This is a genomic window from Acinetobacter sp. YH16038 (assembly GCF_013417275.1).
Classification (GTDB): domain Bacteria; phylum Pseudomonadota; class Gammaproteobacteria; order Pseudomonadales; family Moraxellaceae; genus Acinetobacter.
The window spans coordinates 17,950-35,520 of record NZ_VPEG01000029.1 but is presented as its reverse complement, the minus strand read 5'-3'; the positions used below and the strand labels follow the sequence as shown (position 1 = coordinate 35,520).

The following is a 17,571-nucleotide window of genomic DNA, read 5'->3' as shown; positions in this document are numbered from 1 at the left end:
TTTAACAACCATTTGGAGATTTTATCCATGATTTAGCCATTGTTTTGCTTATTTCATTGCCATTCTTTGTTTTTTTTCGGTTTGGTGGTATGCCTCGAGCAAAGGGGCTGTTTCGTGCAAAGGTCTCTACATTATATAAAGCGCGAAAATTTAAAAAGACATCAACCACTTCAACCTAAGATTATTCTTCCAGAATTGACTAATAATGATATTCAAAGAAATAAAAAGATACCAAAATCTTTAAACTCATTTGAAAAAATGATGATCAAAGCTATTTTTCATTATCGTTTTGTCCATTCTGAAAAAATAAAAATTCTATGTGAAGGAAAAACAGATCCTCAATATCTTAATTTATATTTAAAAATTAAAAAATCTAACTGCTTTCATCCAACAGCTTTTAGTGACCATACACCGACTTTTTTTCAAAATGAACTAAATATTCGTAGTGGCACTCAAAATTTAAAAAGATTTATAAGCGCATTTCAAAACTTGTATATTTCTAAAAATGAATATCAATTACCAACCATTATTATGGTTGATCCAGATAAAGATGGTTTTGATGTATTTAATTATGCAAAAAGTAAGAGTAATTCGTATATTGAAATTCAAACAAATTCTTCTATAAAAGTTGCACACGTATTTCATAATCTATATTTGATTTCCCTTCCTCAAAACTCAAGCATCAATCAACAGCAAATTAACTCTATTGAAGATATGTTTGATAAAACCCTCCAACAACAAAAAATCGGAAATAAGACTTTATGTCTTGACAACAAATGTAGTGGTCAAAAACATAATAATCATTATGGTAAAGTTGAATATTTTGAGCATATTATAAAAAGTCAAAACAATTTGAGTTTTTCTAATTTTGATCGACTTTTTGAAGTGATTGAAAATATTTGCTATTTACACTTCTTTAAATGCTTTAGTAAAACATTCCATTAATCTAATAATGACAATGTTATCCCTTTGTAAATTTAGTTGAATATTCAACCAATAAAAACTTATCCCTCAGTCACTTATATTTGGTAGGCGTATCATAACCCCACATTTCTCTCCTTTATTTATGGGGTTATGCATGAAAATGCTTAAAACACTTCTAGCAACTGCAATCGTTGCAACTTCAGCTTCTGCTATGGCTTCTGCAACAGTTTCTCCTGTTGCTGCAATGAAAGAACAAGCAAAAACTGTTGCCGCTCAAACTGCTCAACAAGCAACTGCACCTGCACAAGCAAAAGTAGCGACTGCGACTGTTAAAGCACAAGACTCTGCTGCCAAAGCTACTGCTGAGAAACAAGCGGCTGTCGCTAAAGTAGAAGCAACTCAACAACAAGCTGCTCAAACTAAAGAAGCAGCAAAAACTGAAGCGGCTCAAAAAGTAGAAGCTGCAAAAGCTGCACCTGCAGATATGAAAAAAGTAGCGGATTCTAAAGCAGAAGCCGTGAAAACCGATGCAGCTGTAAAAACTGCTGAAGTAAAAGAAGCAACTGTAGCAAAAGCTGAAGAAGTAAAAGCAGCACCTGCCGAAGCAGCTGTAAAAGCCGAGAAAAAAGGCTGGTTCTCTTGGTTTAAAAAATCTGCTTAAGATATTTTAAATCCATAAAAAAAGATGTCCGAGTGGCATCTTTTTTTATTTTTAGCTCTTTCAGATTTAAAGCCAAAAATATAAAGACCTATAAATCTCTTATTAGACCTTTCGGGCTAGCATAGTCGCAAAATGCTGCTTAATCCGGTTGCCCTGTTCATCTACTCGGTGTAATTCACCTACATTTTCATTGTATTTCACCAAATTCCAGCCTTCATAATAGGCACTGAGCTGTCCCGGCTTAAAACTAAACGGAAAGTCTGGCTGTACCGGAATATCATCGGTATCCATCGCACAGACAATCAGGTTATAACCGCCCGGCACTGTCGCCTGCTGCATCTGTGCAATAAGAGGTGGAATGGTATCGGCCTGTAGGAACATCATCACTACCGTACAGCAGATAAAGTCATATTGGCCCTGAATACTTGGGTCAAGATTTAAATCCCGTTGCTGAACCTGAATATTCCCGATTTCTTCGGCCTGAATGATCTGTCTTAAGGTCTGCAGACTATTTTCATTCACATCCCAGGCGTCAACTTCAAAACCGTTCTGGCTCAAATACAGCGAATTGCGGCCTGAACCACAACCGACATCCAGCGCACGACCACCCTTTAAATACGGCATAGCCGCCAGAATTTCCGAATGGGTCGGGCTTAGCTGATATTTCTTGTTAAAGTAATCCTCAGGTTTGCAGTAAAAACGCAGCTGACATTCTGCATCTTCACTGGCAGAAATAATCTTATGCCATGCCTGTGGCTCAATGAACGGTGGTTGCTGCTCTGGCGTAAATACATGTTCAGACTGTATATGACCTGACGGATCCAGCATGGCAAAATGCAGCTCACCTTTGAGCACAGTCAGCTTTGCCCAAGTGCCCGCTTTGGTATTGTGTGGCTGCTTGAACCCTTGTGGGATAGCTTGCTGCATCCAGACCGGAAATTCTTTATAACATTTCAATTGTTGCATAAAAGATTGTGCTCCCTATTCTCACTTTCCGTCTGCAAACATGCTTCTGGATATTCATTTTTCTTAAGCATAGCTGGTTCTCTTACCAATGAGAACTGGCACATCTTTGATGTAAGCAATGCAACAAGACTAATTCTGACAGAAAAACATCATGTCATTTAGAGATAAGAAATCATAAGATCCTTATACTTAGAGTTTGTTCTCTGCCTCTTTAAGTGCCTGCTGATCCACTTGAGTCATTTGCTGATTGAGCTGCACTATTTCCTGATACAGCTTATTGAATTGCTTTAAGGGTGCATCTTCATAGAACATAAAGGTCTGGTTTTTCTTTTCCCATTTATTGTTTTTCAGCACCAGAAATAGCTGGTCTGCTTTGGCCAGACTCTGTTTTTCAATTTCAAAAATTGCATGGGCATTATCCTGCTGCTGATTGGCTTTCAGATTATCTGCCAGCTGCTGACGATAGCGGTTTTTTATGTCCAGCTGTTTCACCTGCTCTAACTGCTGGGTTGCCCGCTGTTGAATTGTCTGTTCATAACCATCGACAATTTCATGCACACGCTTCAGCATGGCTTCGGTTTCTTTATAGTCTTGGGCTTGATCTTTGGCTAAACGGTCAATGTCCAGAAAACGATCCCAGTCCGCTGCTTTGAGGTCACGTAAATACTGATTGCGAGCCTCGGCACGATCACGCATCTGACCCAGAATAAATTGGGCCATCACGGCATAATCCCCATCCAGACGATCATCTTCCAGATCAATCTGAATCGGTTTAGACCAATCCTGTGCCTGTTGCAAAATAGATCCAGTTTTTTCTTCCAGTACCGTTTCATATTCTTGCAAATCGGCCTGCTGTTCCTGCTCTACAGAATTTTGATAAAATAACCAGATCAAAATTGCCAGTACCACTCCAGCGATAATCATAAAAACACGGGGCATCTACACGCTCCAGGTCTGTCATCCAGATCTTGTTGATTTTTTACACTATGCTTATTTTTCCAGCATAATTCAAGACATAGAGCTTTTCACATTTGTGAACGTGCTTCCTCAATACTGAAAAAATGAATCCAGTAAAAAGCCTGAAGAAAGGAAATAAGTTTTCAGACTTCCTTTCTTCATGACGTGATCTGGCTATACCGAAACTGACTGACCTGATCAGCCTGACCCATCGGATTGTGTGCTAGCGCGAACCAAAAGGCAGCCTGAGCTCAAGCCGATTCGGATCAAACTGCTCCCTGACGATCTGGACATTGGTGGCATTCCGGTCAATGCCAAAAGGTTGCAAAATCACATAGATTCCATTTCTTGGATCTGAGGACTGCAAGCCTTGCGCTACTGCCAGTACATATTCCCGGAACACAGTAGGCAGACTGTCCAGATCTGGATTAGGCGCTGCTGCCCCCATGTCAATATTTGCAACGACATCACCATCGACACTATAAGCCTGGATATCGCGTTCAATTTTCATCAGGCGCATCTGCAAAGCCTTACGCTGGCTGGCACCTTCCTGATAAGGCGTTATTTCCGTCACAGCACGCATTTCAGGCTCTGCCATGACAGTTAAGGTGGGAAGTACCGTTGCTTCAGAATGAGCAGGAGCTGCATGACTCAGTACAGGGAGAGTAAAAGCAGTACAGGTCAGCATCAGGCCCAAGCTTTGAATGGATTTTAGGAGATTCATCTTATTACCCCTCGGTTGGAAAAGGGAAAGCGTCAGATTAAATCTTACAAGTAATACAGCTTCTTATTGTTAAGTTTGATAAACGGTCAATCGAATCCATTACACCCTCATAAAGCCAACCAGCAAATCAGGAGCTAAGCTCCTAAAAAATATGAATTATTCAGAAGTTAGATTTAAAAAAGCAAAAATCCCCAATATGGGGATTGATTTGCATTACTGGCTCATCCTTTAAGGAGATCTTGGAAATTGCGCTACAGGAGATGGATTGTTGTAGTTTTCTAATAAGCCCAGATTCACCTTGTTCAGATTAATCTGTAGTTGAAGACCGCGTCCTGGTTGCAAGCTGCTGCTACGATCGATCCCGACATTCTCCAGCAGTGTATACAGCCCTTGGGTTGGATCACCAGATTGTAAGCCCTGGGCAATGGTCATCACATACTGTTGCAGTGCAGGTGACAGTAAACTCAAATCTGGAGCTTGGGTCGGCTTAATATCGAGGTTTGCCAGCACATTTGGATTGACCATAAAATTTTCTGCATCTTTGGTTCCCCGGATTACCTGATGCTGTAAGGCAAGACGATTGGCTTCATTCTCAATAAATGGAACATAGCCAGTCTCATTACTCATTTCAGGTTCAGCCATAATGGTCATCGTAGGCAAGGTAAGCACCGTTTTCTGTTCTTCCGCATGCACTGCTATGCTCAATGTACCTAACAGAGCCCCAAATAAAGATGTTTTTAGACTATTCATGGGCTTTCCCCTACTTCAAATTTCACAACCTGAATGCCTTCATCGGTTGCTAAAGTCTGTATTTAATTTAATTATCTATTAGATTACCTTGATTATTTAGAGAACTCATTCTTGCTCAGATGAATGGCAAAACAAGTTAATTCTTAGGCTGAATCAAAAATCACAGGCGAAAAAAAACCTCAAACAATGTTTGAAGTTTTTTCGAATATGGTGGCGAGACCCAGGATCGAACTGGGGACACACGGATTTTCAATCCGTTGCTCTACCAACTGAGCTATCACGCCGATGCGGTGTATTAAGCCGTATCTAGACACATTAGTCAATCGAAATTATGAAAAAAAAGATTGAGTGTCTGAATTTTGGCCTAAAAAAAATCCCTGATGGGATCAGGGATTGAAAACTTTAAAATCGTTTTGAATATGGTGGCGAGACCCAGGATCGAACTGGGGACACACGGATTTTCAATCCGTTGCTCTACCAACTGAGCTATCACGCCGATGTCGCGTATTAAACAGTTTCAGCTCTTAATCGTCAAGTACATAACGTATAAAAATCATCAAATGTTTACTTTTCCATCGATTTACATGCTTATACAGCAATATTTTCACTATTCTCAGCAAATACCTGACTAATAAAACAAATTGAATCCGGTATTTACAAAAAAAGCAGCCCGAAGGCTGCTTGGAATTTATCTGTATCTAAATTTTTTCAAGATTTGCCAGACAACGGTGAATGGCTCCGCATCCCGGTACGAATGCTTTTACTCCTTTTTCCTCTTCCATGCGGCATGCCTCACTCACCAGCCTTTCTGCAACCCCGCGTCCACGGTTGGCCGGATGCACCACAATATTTTCCAGGGTCCGGCTTTCGCCTTGTCCCGTGCACCAGATGGCGCCGATGATTTTGGTGTTAAATTCTGCGGTATAAAGTAAGGTATACTGTGCAAGGTTTTGCTCTAGATGTTCAATGGCATCTGCCCCATCACTAAATTCAGGGCTAGTGTCATACAGTCGCTCAAGCTGGCTGCGCACTTCGTCGTTTTCTAGAGAAGTATAAGCATGTACGGTAATAGGCATTGATAAACCCTCCTGAGCAATCTAATATGCGGTGACGTCGTCACGGCGAAAATATTTTCTACATCAATCATTTTGACGTATTTGAGGAACGTGTCTATGACAGATCGTATCAGTGAAGTGGTAAGAAATACCAACGAAACCAAAATTCGAGTTCGTTTGAACCTCGATGGTACTGGTCAAGGCACTTTAAACACTGGTATTCCATTTTTAGATCATATGATTGATCAAATCAAGCGACATGGTCTGTTCGATATTGATATTCATTGTGACGGAGATCTGGAAATTGATGACCATCATACCGTAGAAGACTGTGGTATTACCTTAGGTCAAGCGTTCGCTCAGGCTTTGGGTGATAAAAAAGGCCTACGTCGTTATGGACACTTCTATGCGCCGCTTGATGAATCTTTAAGCCGTGTCGTGGTGGATCTGTCTGGCCGTCCGGGTCTGTTTATGGACATTCCATTTACCCGTGCCATGATTGGCCGTTTTGATGTAGACCTGTTTTCTGAGTTTTTCCAGGGCTTTGTCAACCACTCGCTGATGACTGTACACATTGACAACCTGAAAGGTAAAAACAGTCACCACCAGATCGAAAGTGTATTTAAGGCATTTGCCCGTGCACTGCGTATGGCATGTGAAGTTGATCCACGTGCTGCGAATACTGTTGCTTCAACCAAAGGTACCTTGTAATGACCCGTATTGCCCTTCTTGACTATGGCATGGGAAACCTACACTCAGCAGCCAAAGCACTTGAACACGTCGGTGCAACGGTAGATGTGACTAATGATCCAAAACTGATTGCCCAAGCCGACAAAATCGTTTTTCCGGGTGTGGGTGCAATGCGTGACTGCATGCAAGGCATGCATGAAGCCGGAATTGATGAAGTGGTACGTAATGCCGTGTTTAACAAACCGGTATTGGCCATCTGTGTCGGTATGCAGGCCCTGATGCAACGCTCTGAAGAAAATGGCGGTGCGGATGCACTGGGCATTTTTGCAGGTGAAGTGAAACACTTCCCGGAAATGGCAGGTTTAAAAGTGCCGCATATGGGCTGGAACCAGGTACATCAGGCCGATCCAAGCCATCCAATGTGGAAAGACATTGCTCAGGATGCACGTTTCTATTTCGTGCACAGTTACTATGTGGAACCACAAGATCCAAGCATCGTGGCAGCGACCTGTAACTACGGTATTGATTTCTGTACTGCCCTGCATAAAGACAACCTGTTTGCGACCCAGTTCCATCCTGAAAAGAGTCATACTGCAGGACTGCAACTGCTGAAAAACTTTGTGGATTGGAATATCTAATCCAATACATTCAAAAAGCTCGCATCATGCGGGCTTTTTTTATGGGCTACAGTTTAAAATTTTATTTTTGAAAAATAATTCACATCCAAGCTTCCTTCTCTAAGGTATGCTCTATTCAACCCGAATATTCATCAATGGAAGATGCTTTAATCATGGATACCCAGCTTAACGATATTCTGCCGAGTAAAGAGGCAATAGCAAATTTTCCACCTTTTCAAAATATCGCGCCTGAAAATATTGTGGTGATTAACAGCATTCAGCAATGTGAAGCTCTACGCGAAGAACTTGAGCAGATCGCAGTCTTTGGTCTGGACACTGAGTCTAAACCGACCTTCAAGGTCGGTGAAGTGTCCACTGGTCCGCATCTGATTCAGCTGGCCACTCTGGAAAAGGCCTACCTGTTTCAAATGAATGCTGCCATTTGGGATTTTCTGAAACCGATTTTTGCCAATCGAGACCAGATTAAAGTTGGTTTTGGCCTGAAAAATGATGCGCATCTCTTCCGTAAAAGAGGCATTGAGCTGAACAGTGTCATTGAACTGTCAAAGTGCTTTGGTGCGTTCGGCATTAAAAATCCTCTTGGATTAAAAAATGCGATGGCTTTGCTATTTCAGGTGAATTTTCCTAAATCGAAACGGGTCACGACATCGAACTGGGCAAAAAAACATCTCAGTCAGGCACAGATTGAATATGCGGCTGCAGATGCCTATGCACCTTTACTGGTTTTTGAAGAATTGCTGCACCGTGGCTTGGGCCCCAAGGAAGTTCCCAATACTTCACTAAAATTGAAAATTCGCCCGCATTCAAAAATTTGAACGAACAAAAGATAAGTTTTCTAATGAAATATCATTTTGATATCAGACTCCATCAGGAGTATTGCAAAGAATAAAAAAATTGAAGAATAAAATCCTGTCACTCCAGCATATCTTCAGACAGGTTTTCTTTTTTCATACCGTTTAAGAGTTAGAAATTTCGACTTTATTTGCTAAGATGAACTCACTGAAATTCATTCTAAAGATTGAGCAAGGAGCGAAAGCATGCTGATCATCCCTGCAATTGACCTGAAAGATGGCAAATGTGTCCGTTTAAAACAAGGTCGTATGGAAGACGATACCGTATTTTCTGACGATCCAGTGGCAACAGCACAGCATTGGGTAAATGAAGGCGCTCGCCGCTTGCATTTAGTAGATTTAAATGGTGCTTTCGCAGGTACACCGATTCATAAGCCAGTGGTAGAAGCCATTGCCAAATCACAGCCAGAATTGCCTATCCAGATTGGTGGCGGGATCCGCTCGCTGGAAACCATTGAGCATTATCTGGAAGCAGGCGTATCTTTTGTGATTATTGGTACAAAAGCAGTGCAAAATCCTGAATTTGTAGAAGAAGCATGCAAAAAATTTGCAGGCCACATTATTGTGGGTATCGATGCCATGAACGGCATGGTAGCAACTGATGGCTGGGCGAATGTGACTGATGTAAAAGCGACTGATCTGGCAAAACGTTTTGCGGATGCAGGCGTGTCTAGTATTGTTTATACCGATATTGCCCGTGATGGCATGATGCAGGGTGTCAACATTGAGCAAACTGTACATCTGGCACAATATTCAGGTCTGCCTGTAATTGCTTCAGGTGGTGTAACCAATATGGATGACGTGCGTAACCTGAAAGATCAGCCTGGCATTTTAGGTGCGATTACCGGTCGTGCGATCTATGAAGGCACTTTAAATCTACGTGAAGCACAATTATTGCTGGATGAACAAGAAGCGCTATAATAGCGTCTGCTGAAAAAGAGGTCTGTGGACCTCTTTTTTTATTGTTCAATTTTTTGATCCTCTCTCCCATGTCGACATCTGTTTCCCAAACATCCTCTACCTGGAGGACGAAAGTTCCTCAACTTGCTCTGATCCTGATTACGATTATCTGGGGCGGCAGTTTTATCACCGTACAATATGGTCTGAATTTTAGTAGTCCGGTGATCTTTGTCGGATTACGTTTTGCAGCAGCGGCAATTGCCGTAACTCTGCTGTCGCTGAAGCACTTGAAAGGCATGACGCTTAAAGAAGTGGCAGCGGGTGCCATCATTGGGGCTGTGATTGCGATCGGTTATGGAACACAAACGGTGGGCTTGCAAACGATTAGTAGCAGTGAATCGGCCTTTTTGACTGCGCTATATGTTCCCTTAGTGCCTCTAATGCTGTGGCTGCTATTTCGTAAGAAACCACATTTTATGACCTGGGTCGGTGCCCTGTTTGCCTTTCTTGGCTTGGTCTTTTTAACCGGTAATGGCTTTGGTGCCATTCAGCTGAATTTTGGTCAGGCTTTGACTTTGCTCGGCTCGATTGCCATTGCGCTTGAGATTATTTTTATCAGTCATTTTGCTCCGAAGGTGAATACTCGGCGTGTCACCGTGCTACAACTCATTTTTGCCTCGTTATTTTGTTTTCTGATGGCACCGATGCTGGGTGAATCACAGTTACCTGACTTCCATTGGCATCTGGCAGGTATTTTGGTCGGTCTCGGTATTGCCAGTGCCTGTATTCAGCTAGTGATGAACTGGGCACAGGAAATAGTAGATCCTTCCCAAGCTGCAATTATTTATGCCGGTGAACCGATCTGGGCAAGTTTATTTGGACGTATGGCGGGAGAACGTTTGCCTGCGCTGGCACTTCTAGGCGGATTGATGGTGGTACTTGGGGTGATTGCCAGCGAATGGAAGCCAAAGTTTTTTAGAAAAGAAAAAATAGAAGAGTTGAAGGAAGATCTTTCCTAAGCTTATGAGCTCCCCCTCTTAGAAAAGGGGGAGTTTTTTATCTAGAGAAATATAGCTAATCTTATTTGGTATACATCGGTCGATTGTCATTCAGACGCATAATGCCGCGAATCGCGCGATAGACAATCCAGATCCAGGAAACAAAGACCACAACCAGACAGAAAGTGGATGCACCAAAAGCAACCCCTGCAAACAGGTCCGGATCTTCATGGGTAAAGAACAGGAATAGGAACGGCACAAAGGCTACAATATTCCAGAATAGATACCACCAGAAACTGCGGATTTGCCAGGTAAAGTGGCTTTCAAAAATCGAGCCTCGTACATCCGAGCGCTTCACATAGTTAATAATCAGTGCAATCACTGCCAGCAAGCCACCACTAAAAATGGCCACGATATATAAGATATAAAGAATCAGGGTTAGCGTGCGATTTGAGTCTTTATCAATTGAATAGTTCATCTACGCTCCTGTGGTTGTTTCTAGATATTCAGGCTGTTAAAGGGAGAAATCAGCCATATAATCAAAATGATGTTAAAAGCTATAGTACAAAAATAAATTTGCCGGAAGGGTTGTTTTTGTGTTTTATGACGTAATTTTTGCTGTGCCAGCCAGGCGGCCGGCCACCCTCCTAGAAATGCCACCAGATGCAGGGTATTTTCTGGAATACGGCGATTGCCCAGTTGTGCCGCTTCCTTATCCTGGGCATATAGCCAGTAACTGAGGACATTCATCAGGCTCACCAGTAACAGGATCATTCCACTCAACAATCCGGCTAAACTGAGTCCCGCCAGTACCAAAATATAGGCCACAGAAGCAACCTGCATCGGCTGTAGTTTTTCTGGCTGGCTTCGGCCTGATGTTTTAGTTTTTGTTTTTGCCGTTTTGGTTTGTGATGCTTTCAGGTACATAACCTGCTGGGCACGATAACGTCCCTGCTCATCTAGAATCACCAGATAATCTAGCGCACAACCAACAATTGGCCGTGGACCGGGACGGGCAAAATCTTTGATATGCAAAAACACGCGATCTTTGGCCGGATCATTGGGCTGAATAAAGCCATAGCCTTTGTCATCAAACCATTCTACCAAACGTCCCTGATCGCGCATTTTGCCTGTTCCTGTTTATTTTTAATTTAAGCTGTCACAAATTTTAAACGTTCAATCAGCATGTTACGCATCTCTTCCGGATTTTTTTGCAGAATATCTTCACCGGTGCGGCCTTCAGCCGCATTTTTCTGTGCCACCTGTAAACGCATCATCCAGAAACGGCCCGCAGCCATTGCCAGGTAAAGCTCCAGACATGATTTTTCATCCTCAGTCAATGGACGCACAGTTTCATAGGCTTTTAAAAAGGCATTGGCCTTTTCTTCATTTAAAGTAACTTCCGGATAATTGGTACAGAAGTCATTTAAAGTAATTGCAATATCAAACAGGAATTCATCTTTATTCAGCTCGTAAAAGTCCAGAATACCTTTCAGCTGATCACCCTCAAACAGGGTATTGTCACGGAACAGATCTGAATGGATAAAGCCACGTGGACGATCTGGATATACTGCGGTTAAAGCTTCATACAGGCCCAGAAGTTTTCCCAGTAAGACTTTATCTGCTGCGTTCAGGCTCGGTTTAATTTCCTGTGCTACGTTATACCAGTAGGCATGGTCACGGACAAAGGCGCGCTCAAGTTTAAAATCTTTCAGTGCGACATGCATTTTGGCCTGAGCAATGGCAATCGCTTCCGCCTGCGCAACGGTAGATGGCATCGGATGCTCGCCCATCATGCGTGGTGCAATTTGTGCCGGCTTATTTTTTAGCGTATGAATGGCTTTGCCTGAATGGGATAAAGGCACCGGTACGGCCAGACCTGCCTGACCCAGATGCTGCAAGACCGGCACCAGTTCTCCAGCGGCCTGTTCATCCATATCTTCAAAAACGGTCAGCACATATTGCTGGTTTTCGCAGACCAGAAAATAGTTCGTATTCTGGATACCTCCTTGAATGGGAATCAGATCAATCACCTCAAGTCCATAAGGTGCTGCGAAATCCTGAACTTCCTTTAAAGTCAAAGTGGTATAAACCGACATAGAAAACCTGCGAAAAAACTTACATATTTTTGCTAGAATACCGTTTCCATCTACCAAGGTGTAGCGCTTGCGTGGATGAGTTTCATAATCGGCTGTAATAATTGGAAAAATTTATGCTAGCTAAACGTATTATTCCTTGTCTGGACGTCGACAACGGTCGCGTAGTCAAGGGTGTTCAGTTCCTTGATATTCGTGATGCGGGTGACCCGGTAGAAGTGGCACGCCGTTATAATGAACAAGGTGCCGATGAAATTACTTTCCTTGATATTACCGCTACACATCATGGACGCGACACCACTTACCGTACCGTTGAGCGTATGGCTGAATCTGTATTCGTACCGCTTACCGTAGGCGGTGGCGTGCGTAAAGTCGAAGATATTCGTCTACTATTAAATGCAGGTGCAGACAAAGTCAGCATCAACTCGGCAGCCGTCTTCAACCCTGAGTTTGTACAGGAAGCCTCACAGCGTTTTGGCGCGCAATGTATCGTGGTAGCGATTGATGCCAAAAAAACTGGCGAGAATAAATGGGAAATCTTTACCCACGGCGGACGCAAACCGACCGGCATTGATGCCCTGGAATGGGCAGAAAAAATGGCCAGCTACGGCGCAGGCGAACTGTTAATTACCTCTATGGATGCCGATGGCACCAAAGCAGGTTATGACATTCCACTCATGCGTGCCATTAATGACCGCGTCACTGTACCAACGATTGCCTCTGGTGGCGTAGGCAACTTGCAGCATCTGGCTGACGGGATTATCCATGGTGGTGCCGATGCAGTACTTGCCGCCTCTATTTTCCACTTTGGCCAGCATACCATTCCTGAGGCCAAGGCTTATCTAGCTGCTCAAGGTATTGAAATGCGTCTTTAAACGACAGCCTTCAAATGAAAAAGAGCGTGAATATCACGCTCTTTTTTTATGCATTATTCTTAGAAATCATTTAAATTCTGGACAAAAAAAAGGAGTCTTGCGACTCCCTATAAAAACCAAGAAGAACTACAGCACTTGGTATCTTTGACATTTACAATATAACTCAATCTGTATGCAGGTTGATAAGACTTTCAATCATCAACAGACGCAAATATAGGTGAAATCCTGAGCGCAATATTGACAATATATGCAGAATTTATTGACAAATCACGACAGGGTTAACCAAAGTGAGAAATGGTTAACATTTTATGTGGCAGATTACTCGAAATTTAAGTTATTTAATCACGATCTTTAGCCCATTTAGCCGGGAAATAACGCTGGGTTAAGTGGGTTAAGCGCATAGAGATCTGTTCCGGCAAGACAATACCAAGGGGATTTTTTTCCTGTAAATCTGCTGAGGAAATCACCCGGGTTCCCATCAAATAATCAAACCAGGGCTTGGTTACACACCAGTTGGCGTCTTGGTTACTATTCATATGGTGATCATAATGCCAAGGAATTTTTTTTCTGGCCCATTCTGGCTCCAGATGTGCTCGCCGATGCATATAGAAATAATTGCCTGCACTATACAGCGTGGCCAAAAACATACCTTTGGACAAGGGATAAAAAGCCAGCCCGAATACGCTTGCTGCGACGGCCAGTGAACCGATTTCATTGCGGATTCGCCAGTTTTTCAAACCTTCCACATAGGCATAATCAGAAAATCTGGTCTTGCGAACTTCACGATGATGTTCCCAATGTGAACGCATGCTGTCCGGCACTGGGCTATAACGCGTCTGCCCTGCTCGATGCGTACCATGCAGCACATATTTATGCGCAAACCATTCAAAGCCATTGGCTACGACCAGTCCTGCTAGAAAGCCTTTCCACATGATCTTTTCCTCCCTGTTTGTTTACACTATAGGTCAAACAAAGGGCTAGATATTGACCGATAATTTCAATATCATTGACAAAAAACGACAGAACAAAAGAATTAAAAAATGCACGTTCCCCAAGATTATGTCGGTTCGGTATATGGTGGTTTAGGACATTTGCTTTTGGACTATTACCAGCTCAAACAACTGGACATTCCCAAGAAATTGTTTGCGATCCAGAACCTGGAGCGTTTTGATTATATTCTCTGGCGTGATCTGCTCAGCCAGTTGGACCAGGAGTTGCAGCGGCCAGCACTCGGCCTGGAAATCGCGCAACTGGTGCAGGCCAAGCATCTGGGTATTATTGGCTATCTGGCATTATCCAGTGAAACGCTGGGCGAAGCCTTTATGCGTTATCATGACTATCATCGCCTGATCTATGATGGTAGTCCTTTACAGGTCAGTCTGGATAGAGATTACCTGTCCATTTCCTGGAGCGAAATTCCGTTTAAAGTGAGTACGCAACTCACAGACGAGATTGCCATCGCACTCATGACTGAATTTATTCGCTCAAGCATTCTGGACCAGCATCAACTGCATCTGCATGAAGTCCATTTTCAGCATCCGGTCAATAAAAATATTGCGGTCTATGAACAGTATTTCCGCTGCAAGGTCCGTTTTGGTCAGGCCAGAAACCAGGTACTGATTCCTGTGAGTGAAATGTCTACGCCTTTAAAGAAAGGCGATCAGACCTTACAGAAATTACTGATGCAACAGGCAGAAGCGGTGCTGGAAAAACTTCCGAACTCCACCCAGATTGATCAGCGCTTGCAACAGGCGATTCTGGTGGGTCTGCAGAAAAATATGTTCCAGATTGAACATATCGCCAAACAGATGAATTTTTCTGTACGTCAGCTACAACGTTACCTGCAAAAACAGGGTCAGACCTATCAGCAGCGTATGCAGGAAATCCGCTGCATGATGGCCATGCAATATCTGAAAGACCCTCATCTGAGTCTGCAGGAAATCAGCATGCTGCTTGGCTATTCTGAGCAGAGCGCATTTCAGCGTGCCTTCAAGCAGTGGACGGCTCAGACCCCACAACAATGGCGCTCAGAATACCTGGAAACCCAGGTGCAGGAAAAATTTCTGGACTATCCTGCTACTGCAGAGATTAATGTCCCACATCAGATTTAAAAATTTGAATAAAATAAAAAAGCTCCTCATTAAAGAAGCTTTTTTCTAGCCAGAATAGTGATTAAGAAATTTCTATAAAAATGGATTTTCAATTTCATCTGCATCATTGCGTTCAATTTTTTCTGGCAGATCCGGTGTTTCTTCGAGTTGCTGCACAATATCATTTAACAGTGCCTGCAAGACTTTGGCTGCCTTGAGACCAGCCTGGTCTTTGGTAATTTGCAGATTGCCATACAGACTGACACAGTCCAGATCATTCTCAACTGTCAGATCATGAATCGCATGCGATTCGGTTCCATTTTCAAATGCTTTAAACATTAATTTCTACTCTGTTTTATTATTTTTACTCACCTGTCTTCAGCATGCTACCTGAAGCCTGCTTTTTACAGCAAGCTCCTTTTCACTATTTCAGCAGCTGCAGGATGTATTGCAACAAGGCCTCAATCAGCTGTTTAACAATCGTATCCTGAGTATCATGATCGATCCCGTTCTTATTAACTGATGAGCTGGTATTGCTTGTACTGGCTGAACTTGAGGCTAACGGTTTGAACTCACGCTGCAGTTTTTCTAGATCTTCTTTCGGCACATCTTCAGCACACTGGCTTTCTGCATCCCAATTCGAATAGGCAATTTTCTGGTTGGCCTTCACAGCATTTGCAGTCAACGGCAGATGATAGGTATTGCGTTTCTGTTCTTCAGTTAACTGAGGAAACAGGTTAATGCCGAGCTGCTCTTCCAGATAGCAGACACTGACAATGCGAACCTTGAGCGAATTATCATTAGGTGCATAGTAGGCACCAATGGCACCAGTTTTCGGCATGTAGATCGCTTTATACACGGCAGTTGGTACAATTACACCCTTGCCAATAGTTTTCAGCTTTTTGGCAGCAAAGACCGGCCCGGTCACTACATATACGTCCTGCTTCTGCTTGGTCACAATGGCACGGGTTGCTTCTTCCAGCTCACGCCAAACCTGCTGATTGTTCTTTGGTGCCTGCGGGACCATATTGGCCAGCGAGAAACTGTCAGACTGTGAAGCTTTATTTTGCATATCTGCATTTGGCGCCATATGGCCACGGTCATAGCCTGAACCACGGTAGTCAGCCAAAGTCGCACGATGAGCAGCATTTAGTCGTGTTTCTTCATGGAAGTTGTCTTCACGTGGAATTTTCTGGCTCAGACGCTTCGGTGTTAAGGCCTCCGCCACCCAAAGTGGCGTTTTGGATACCCCAGAATAACCCACATTAAAGCCATTAAAACACAGTGAATAACTGTCTTTTTTCAGGCTGTCTTTCATTAAGTAAGGCGGGATGTCCCGGTAAAACTGTTCCAGACAGCTCGAATTCGATGTAGAAGGCAAAGAAATCCACTGACTGATTTTCTCCTGGCCAAACGCAATCGCAAAACTCCCGGAAGCGACCATTGCCAGGATCACTTTCACGCTATTTTCATTAAAAAATTGAAAAACTGAATTCTTCGACTTACGCTGCTTCTTTGCCATGCTACACGTGCTTTTAAGATCAAAATCGGGGGTTTTGCGAGCTTAACAAGCCATGTATATGAAGTATATCTTACCCTCTTTATTTGCCTAATAATTACACAATCCACCCCTATATTCTTAAATCTTGTAACAAAGTGTCGTTTTTTTAGTGAGCTTTCAGCGCGGTTTTTTAACCTTTAAGTAGCTTTGATTGTGACCTCGTCTTGAGTGTGCAAAGCTATTTGACTACTCAAATTACGTACAATTATTAGCAATGGAGTTAATTTATGAATTCCAAACTATCTAAGTTATTAGGTCTCGGAATATTTACAAGTGTGATCAGTGCCGGCGCATTCGCTGAGCCTCCTGTACAAGCGGGTGAAACACTTGAAAGCTTATCTAAAGCTAAAATTAGTACCACTGTAAATGGTCAGCAAGCCTCACTGGAAAGCCTGGTGAACTCTGGACAGATCCGTCTGGTAAACCAGCCAATGTCTGCACCTGCTCAGCCAGGCCAGCAGCCACAACAATCAATGCCAAATCAGCCAATGCCAACACCAGGCATGCCTGATGCACCTGTTGCACAACCAGAAATGCCGGATACCAATCCAGCTCCAGCCAATCTTGAGTCTGAACCAGCAGCCCCTGCTACAGAACAGGAAATGACTATGGGTGAAGCTGTAGAGCAACCAGCTCTTGAAGAACAGCAAGCTGCTGCACCTGAAGCGGCTGCGATGACTGAGCAAACTGAAATTGCAGTAGAAGCTGAAGCTGATCCTGCGGTAGATGCACCTTTAAACGCCGCCCCTGAAATGCCGGTTGAGACAGAAGCAACAGAACAATAATTTGTTATAAAGCTTTCTAAATTCTCTCCCCTAAAAAAACCAGAGCCTAG

21 protein-coding genes and 2 tRNA genes are annotated in these 17,571 nt (G+C 43.1%); 10 read left to right on the top strand and 13 right to left on the bottom strand.

Annotation, left to right across the window (positions count from 1 at the left end; translation table 11 throughout):
* Positions 1-114 precede the first annotated feature (114 nt).
* Both FTV34_RS12880 and FTV34_RS12875 read left to right on the top strand, forming a co-directional pair.
* Positions 115-945 (top strand): hypothetical protein, encoded by an 831-nt coding sequence (locus tag FTV34_RS12880; RefSeq protein ID WP_180070464.1) that lies wholly within the window; start codon positions 115-117, stop codon positions 943-945.
* A gap of 133 nt (positions 946-1,078) precedes the next feature.
* Positions 1,079-1,585 (top strand): hypothetical protein, encoded by a 507-nt coding sequence (locus FTV34_RS12875; protein WP_180070462.1) that lies wholly within the window; start codon positions 1,079-1,081, stop codon positions 1,583-1,585.
* A gap of 102 nt (positions 1,586-1,687) precedes the next feature.
* Here FTV34_RS12875 and tehB read toward each other — a convergent pair whose 3' ends face one another.
* The 7 genes from tehB to FTV34_RS12840 form a co-directional block, all read right to left on the bottom strand.
* Positions 1,688-2,551 carry an SAM-dependent methyltransferase TehB gene (gene tehB / locus FTV34_RS12870; protein WP_180031033.1) on the bottom strand — a complete coding sequence of 288 codons (864 nt, stop codon included), beginning with the start codon at positions 2,549-2,551 and terminating at the stop codon, positions 1,688-1,690.
* 189 nt (positions 2,552-2,740) lie between these two features.
* A complete protein-coding gene (locus FTV34_RS12865; RefSeq protein ID WP_180013854.1) occupies positions 2,741-3,490 on the bottom strand; it encodes a hypothetical protein in 750 nt (249 codons plus the stop codon).
* 241 nt (positions 3,491-3,731) lie between these two features.
* Positions 3,732-4,232 carry a hypothetical protein gene (locus FTV34_RS12860; RefSeq protein WP_180031031.1) on the bottom strand — a complete coding sequence of 167 codons (501 nt, stop codon included), beginning with the start codon at positions 4,230-4,232 and terminating at the stop codon, positions 3,732-3,734.
* Positions 4,233-4,460: 228 nt separating this feature from the next.
* Positions 4,461-4,982 (bottom strand): hypothetical protein, encoded by a 522-nt coding sequence (locus FTV34_RS12855; RefSeq protein WP_180070460.1) that lies wholly within the window; start codon positions 4,980-4,982, stop codon positions 4,461-4,463.
* Between the two features lie 208 nt (positions 4,983-5,190).
* A tRNA-Phe gene (locus tag FTV34_RS12850) sits at positions 5,191-5,266 on the bottom strand.
* A gap of 136 nt (positions 5,267-5,402) precedes the next feature.
* Positions 5,403-5,478 (bottom strand) — tRNA-Phe (locus FTV34_RS12845).
* 202 nt (positions 5,479-5,680) lie between these two features.
* Positions 5,681-6,058 (bottom strand): GNAT family N-acetyltransferase, encoded by a 378-nt coding sequence (locus FTV34_RS12840; protein ID WP_004781604.1) that lies wholly within the window; start codon positions 6,056-6,058, stop codon positions 5,681-5,683.
* Between the two features lie 96 nt (positions 6,059-6,154).
* On the opposite strand from FTV34_RS12840, the gene hisB reads away from it, so the two are divergent.
* The 5 genes from hisB to FTV34_RS12815 all read left to right on the top strand — a co-directional run bounded on the left by hisB (position 6,155) and on the right by FTV34_RS12815 (position 10,135).
* The gene (gene hisB, locus FTV34_RS12835) at positions 6,155-6,748 is read left to right on the top strand and encodes an imidazoleglycerol-phosphate dehydratase HisB (RefSeq protein WP_005232589.1); all 594 of its coding nucleotides are present in this window, start codon (positions 6,155-6,157) and stop codon (positions 6,746-6,748) included.
* Positions 6,748-7,365 (top strand): imidazole glycerol phosphate synthase subunit HisH, encoded by a 618-nt coding sequence (hisH, locus tag FTV34_RS12830; RefSeq protein ID WP_004781601.1) that lies wholly within the window; start codon positions 6,748-6,750, stop codon positions 7,363-7,365. Before hisB ends, hisH begins: the two co-directional genes overlap by 1 nt.
* Positions 7,366-7,517: 152 nt before the next feature.
* Positions 7,518-8,180 carry a 3'-5' exonuclease gene (locus FTV34_RS12825; RefSeq protein ID WP_180034195.1) on the top strand — a complete coding sequence of 221 codons (663 nt, stop codon included), beginning with the start codon at positions 7,518-7,520 and terminating at the stop codon, positions 8,178-8,180.
* A gap of 222 nt (positions 8,181-8,402) precedes the next feature.
* Positions 8,403-9,137, top strand: a complete 735-nt coding sequence (gene hisA, locus FTV34_RS12820) for a 1-(5-phosphoribosyl)-5-[(5-phosphoribosylamino)methylideneamino]imidazole-4-carboxamide isomerase (RefSeq protein WP_005232592.1) — start codon at positions 8,403-8,405, stop codon at positions 9,135-9,137.
* A 68-nt stretch (positions 9,138-9,205) separates the two neighbouring features.
* Positions 9,206-10,135 (top strand): DMT family transporter, encoded by a 930-nt coding sequence (locus FTV34_RS12815; protein ID WP_180070458.1) that lies wholly within the window; start codon positions 9,206-9,208, stop codon positions 10,133-10,135.
* Between the two features lie 61 nt (positions 10,136-10,196).
* Here the strand turns inward: FTV34_RS12815 and FTV34_RS12810 are convergent, their stop codons facing one another.
* The 3 genes from FTV34_RS12810 to FTV34_RS12800 are packed head-to-tail and all read right to left on the bottom strand — an operon-like array spanning position 10,197 to position 12,213.
* Positions 10,197-10,592, bottom strand: a complete 396-nt coding sequence (locus FTV34_RS12810) for a hypothetical protein (RefSeq protein ID WP_004781593.1) — start codon at positions 10,590-10,592, stop codon at positions 10,197-10,199.
* 20 nt (positions 10,593-10,612) lie between these two features.
* Positions 10,613-11,239 carry a DUF1294 domain-containing protein gene (locus FTV34_RS12805; RefSeq protein ID WP_034170207.1) on the bottom strand — a complete coding sequence of 209 codons (627 nt, stop codon included), beginning with the start codon at positions 11,237-11,239 and terminating at the stop codon, positions 10,613-10,615.
* 26 nt (positions 11,240-11,265) lie between these two features.
* Positions 11,266-12,213, bottom strand: coding sequence for a homoserine kinase (locus tag FTV34_RS12800; protein WP_034170208.1), 948 nt, complete (start codon positions 12,211-12,213; stop codon positions 11,266-11,268).
* 113 nt (positions 12,214-12,326) lie between these two features.
* Between FTV34_RS12800 and hisF the strand changes: the two genes are divergently transcribed.
* The gene (gene hisF / locus FTV34_RS12795; protein ID WP_004781588.1) at positions 12,327-13,085 is read left to right on the top strand and encodes an imidazole glycerol phosphate synthase subunit HisF; all 759 of its coding nucleotides are present in this window, start codon (positions 12,327-12,329) and stop codon (positions 13,083-13,085) included.
* 338 nt (positions 13,086-13,423) lie between these two features.
* Here the strand turns inward: hisF and FTV34_RS12790 are convergent, their stop codons facing one another.
* The gene (locus FTV34_RS12790; RefSeq protein WP_179991945.1) at positions 13,424-14,017 is read right to left on the bottom strand and encodes a hypothetical protein; all 594 of its coding nucleotides are present in this window, start codon (positions 14,015-14,017) and stop codon (positions 13,424-13,426) included.
* Positions 14,018-14,125: 108 nt separating this feature from the next.
* Here FTV34_RS12790 and FTV34_RS12785 point away from each other — a divergent pair, with 108 nt between their 5' ends.
* Positions 14,126-15,196 carry an AraC family transcriptional regulator gene (locus FTV34_RS12785; RefSeq protein ID WP_180070457.1) on the top strand — a complete coding sequence of 357 codons (1,071 nt, stop codon included), beginning with the start codon at positions 14,126-14,128 and terminating at the stop codon, positions 15,194-15,196.
* A 72-nt stretch (positions 15,197-15,268) separates the two neighbouring features.
* Here the strand turns inward: FTV34_RS12785 and FTV34_RS12780 are convergent, their stop codons facing one another.
* A complete protein-coding gene (locus FTV34_RS12780) occupies positions 15,269-15,514 on the bottom strand; it encodes a hypothetical protein (RefSeq protein ID WP_004781584.1) in 246 nt (81 codons plus the stop codon).
* 85 nt (positions 15,515-15,599) lie between these two features.
* A complete protein-coding gene (locus tag FTV34_RS12775; protein WP_180070455.1) occupies positions 15,600-16,697 on the bottom strand; it encodes a DNA/RNA non-specific endonuclease in 1,098 nt (365 codons plus the stop codon).
* Positions 16,698-16,963: 266 nt separating this feature from the next.
* Between FTV34_RS12775 and FTV34_RS12770 the strand changes: the two genes are divergently transcribed.
* Positions 16,964-17,521, top strand: coding sequence for a hypothetical protein (locus FTV34_RS12770; protein WP_180052761.1), 558 nt, complete (start codon positions 16,964-16,966; stop codon positions 17,519-17,521).
* Positions 17,522-17,571 lie beyond the last annotated feature (50 nt).

Coding starts and splice junctions, on each gene's coding strand:
- FTV34_RS12860 (WP_180031031.1), bottom strand. CDS start 4,232: ATGAATCTCCTAAAATCCATTCAAAGCTTGGGCCTGATGCTGACCTGT.
- hisA (WP_005232592.1), top strand. CDS start 8,403: ATGCTGATCATCCCTGCAATTGACCTGAAAGATGGCAAATGTGTCCGT.
- FTV34_RS12865 (WP_180013854.1), bottom strand. CDS start 3,490: ATGCCCCGTGTTTTTATGATTATCGCTGGAGTGGTACTGGCAATTTTG.
- FTV34_RS12790 (WP_179991945.1), bottom strand. CDS start 14,017: ATGTGGAAAGGCTTTCTAGCAGGACTGGTCGTAGCCAATGGCTTTGAA.
- hisF (WP_004781588.1), top strand. CDS start 12,327: ATGCTAGCTAAACGTATTATTCCTTGTCTGGACGTCGACAACGGTCGC.
- FTV34_RS12825 (WP_180034195.1), top strand. CDS start 7,518: ATGGATACCCAGCTTAACGATATTCTGCCGAGTAAAGAGGCAATAGCA.
- FTV34_RS12875 (WP_180070462.1), top strand. CDS start 1,079: ATGAAAATGCTTAAAACACTTCTAGCAACTGCAATCGTTGCAACTTCA.
- hisH (WP_004781601.1), top strand. CDS start 6,748: ATGACCCGTATTGCCCTTCTTGACTATGGCATGGGAAACCTACACTCA.
- FTV34_RS12780 (WP_004781584.1), bottom strand. CDS start 15,514: ATGTTTAAAGCATTTGAAAATGGAACCGAATCGCATGCGATTCATGAT.
- FTV34_RS12815 (WP_180070458.1), top strand. CDS start 9,206: ATGTCGACATCTGTTTCCCAAACATCCTCTACCTGGAGGACGAAAGTT.
- FTV34_RS12810 (WP_004781593.1), bottom strand. CDS start 10,592: ATGAACTATTCAATTGATAAAGACTCAAATCGCACGCTAACCCTGATT.
- FTV34_RS12785 (WP_180070457.1), top strand. CDS start 14,126: ATGCACGTTCCCCAAGATTATGTCGGTTCGGTATATGGTGGTTTAGGA.
- FTV34_RS12770 (WP_180052761.1), top strand. CDS start 16,964: ATGAATTCCAAACTATCTAAGTTATTAGGTCTCGGAATATTTACAAGT.
- tehB (WP_180031033.1), bottom strand. CDS start 2,551: ATGCAACAATTGAAATGTTATAAAGAATTTCCGGTCTGGATGCAGCAA.
- FTV34_RS12855 (WP_180070460.1), bottom strand. CDS start 4,982: ATGAATAGTCTAAAAACATCTTTATTTGGGGCTCTGTTAGGTACATTG.
- FTV34_RS12840 (WP_004781604.1), bottom strand. CDS start 6,058: ATGCCTATTACCGTACATGCTTATACTTCTCTAGAAAACGACGAAGTG.
- FTV34_RS12805 (WP_034170207.1), bottom strand. CDS start 11,239: ATGCGCGATCAGGGACGTTTGGTAGAATGGTTTGATGACAAAGGCTAT.
- hisB (WP_005232589.1), top strand. CDS start 6,155: ATGACAGATCGTATCAGTGAAGTGGTAAGAAATACCAACGAAACCAAA.
- FTV34_RS12800 (WP_034170208.1), bottom strand. CDS start 12,213: ATGTCGGTTTATACCACTTTGACTTTAAAGGAAGTTCAGGATTTCGCA.
- FTV34_RS12775 (WP_180070455.1), bottom strand. CDS start 16,697: ATGGCAAAGAAGCAGCGTAAGTCGAAGAATTCAGTTTTTCAATTTTTT.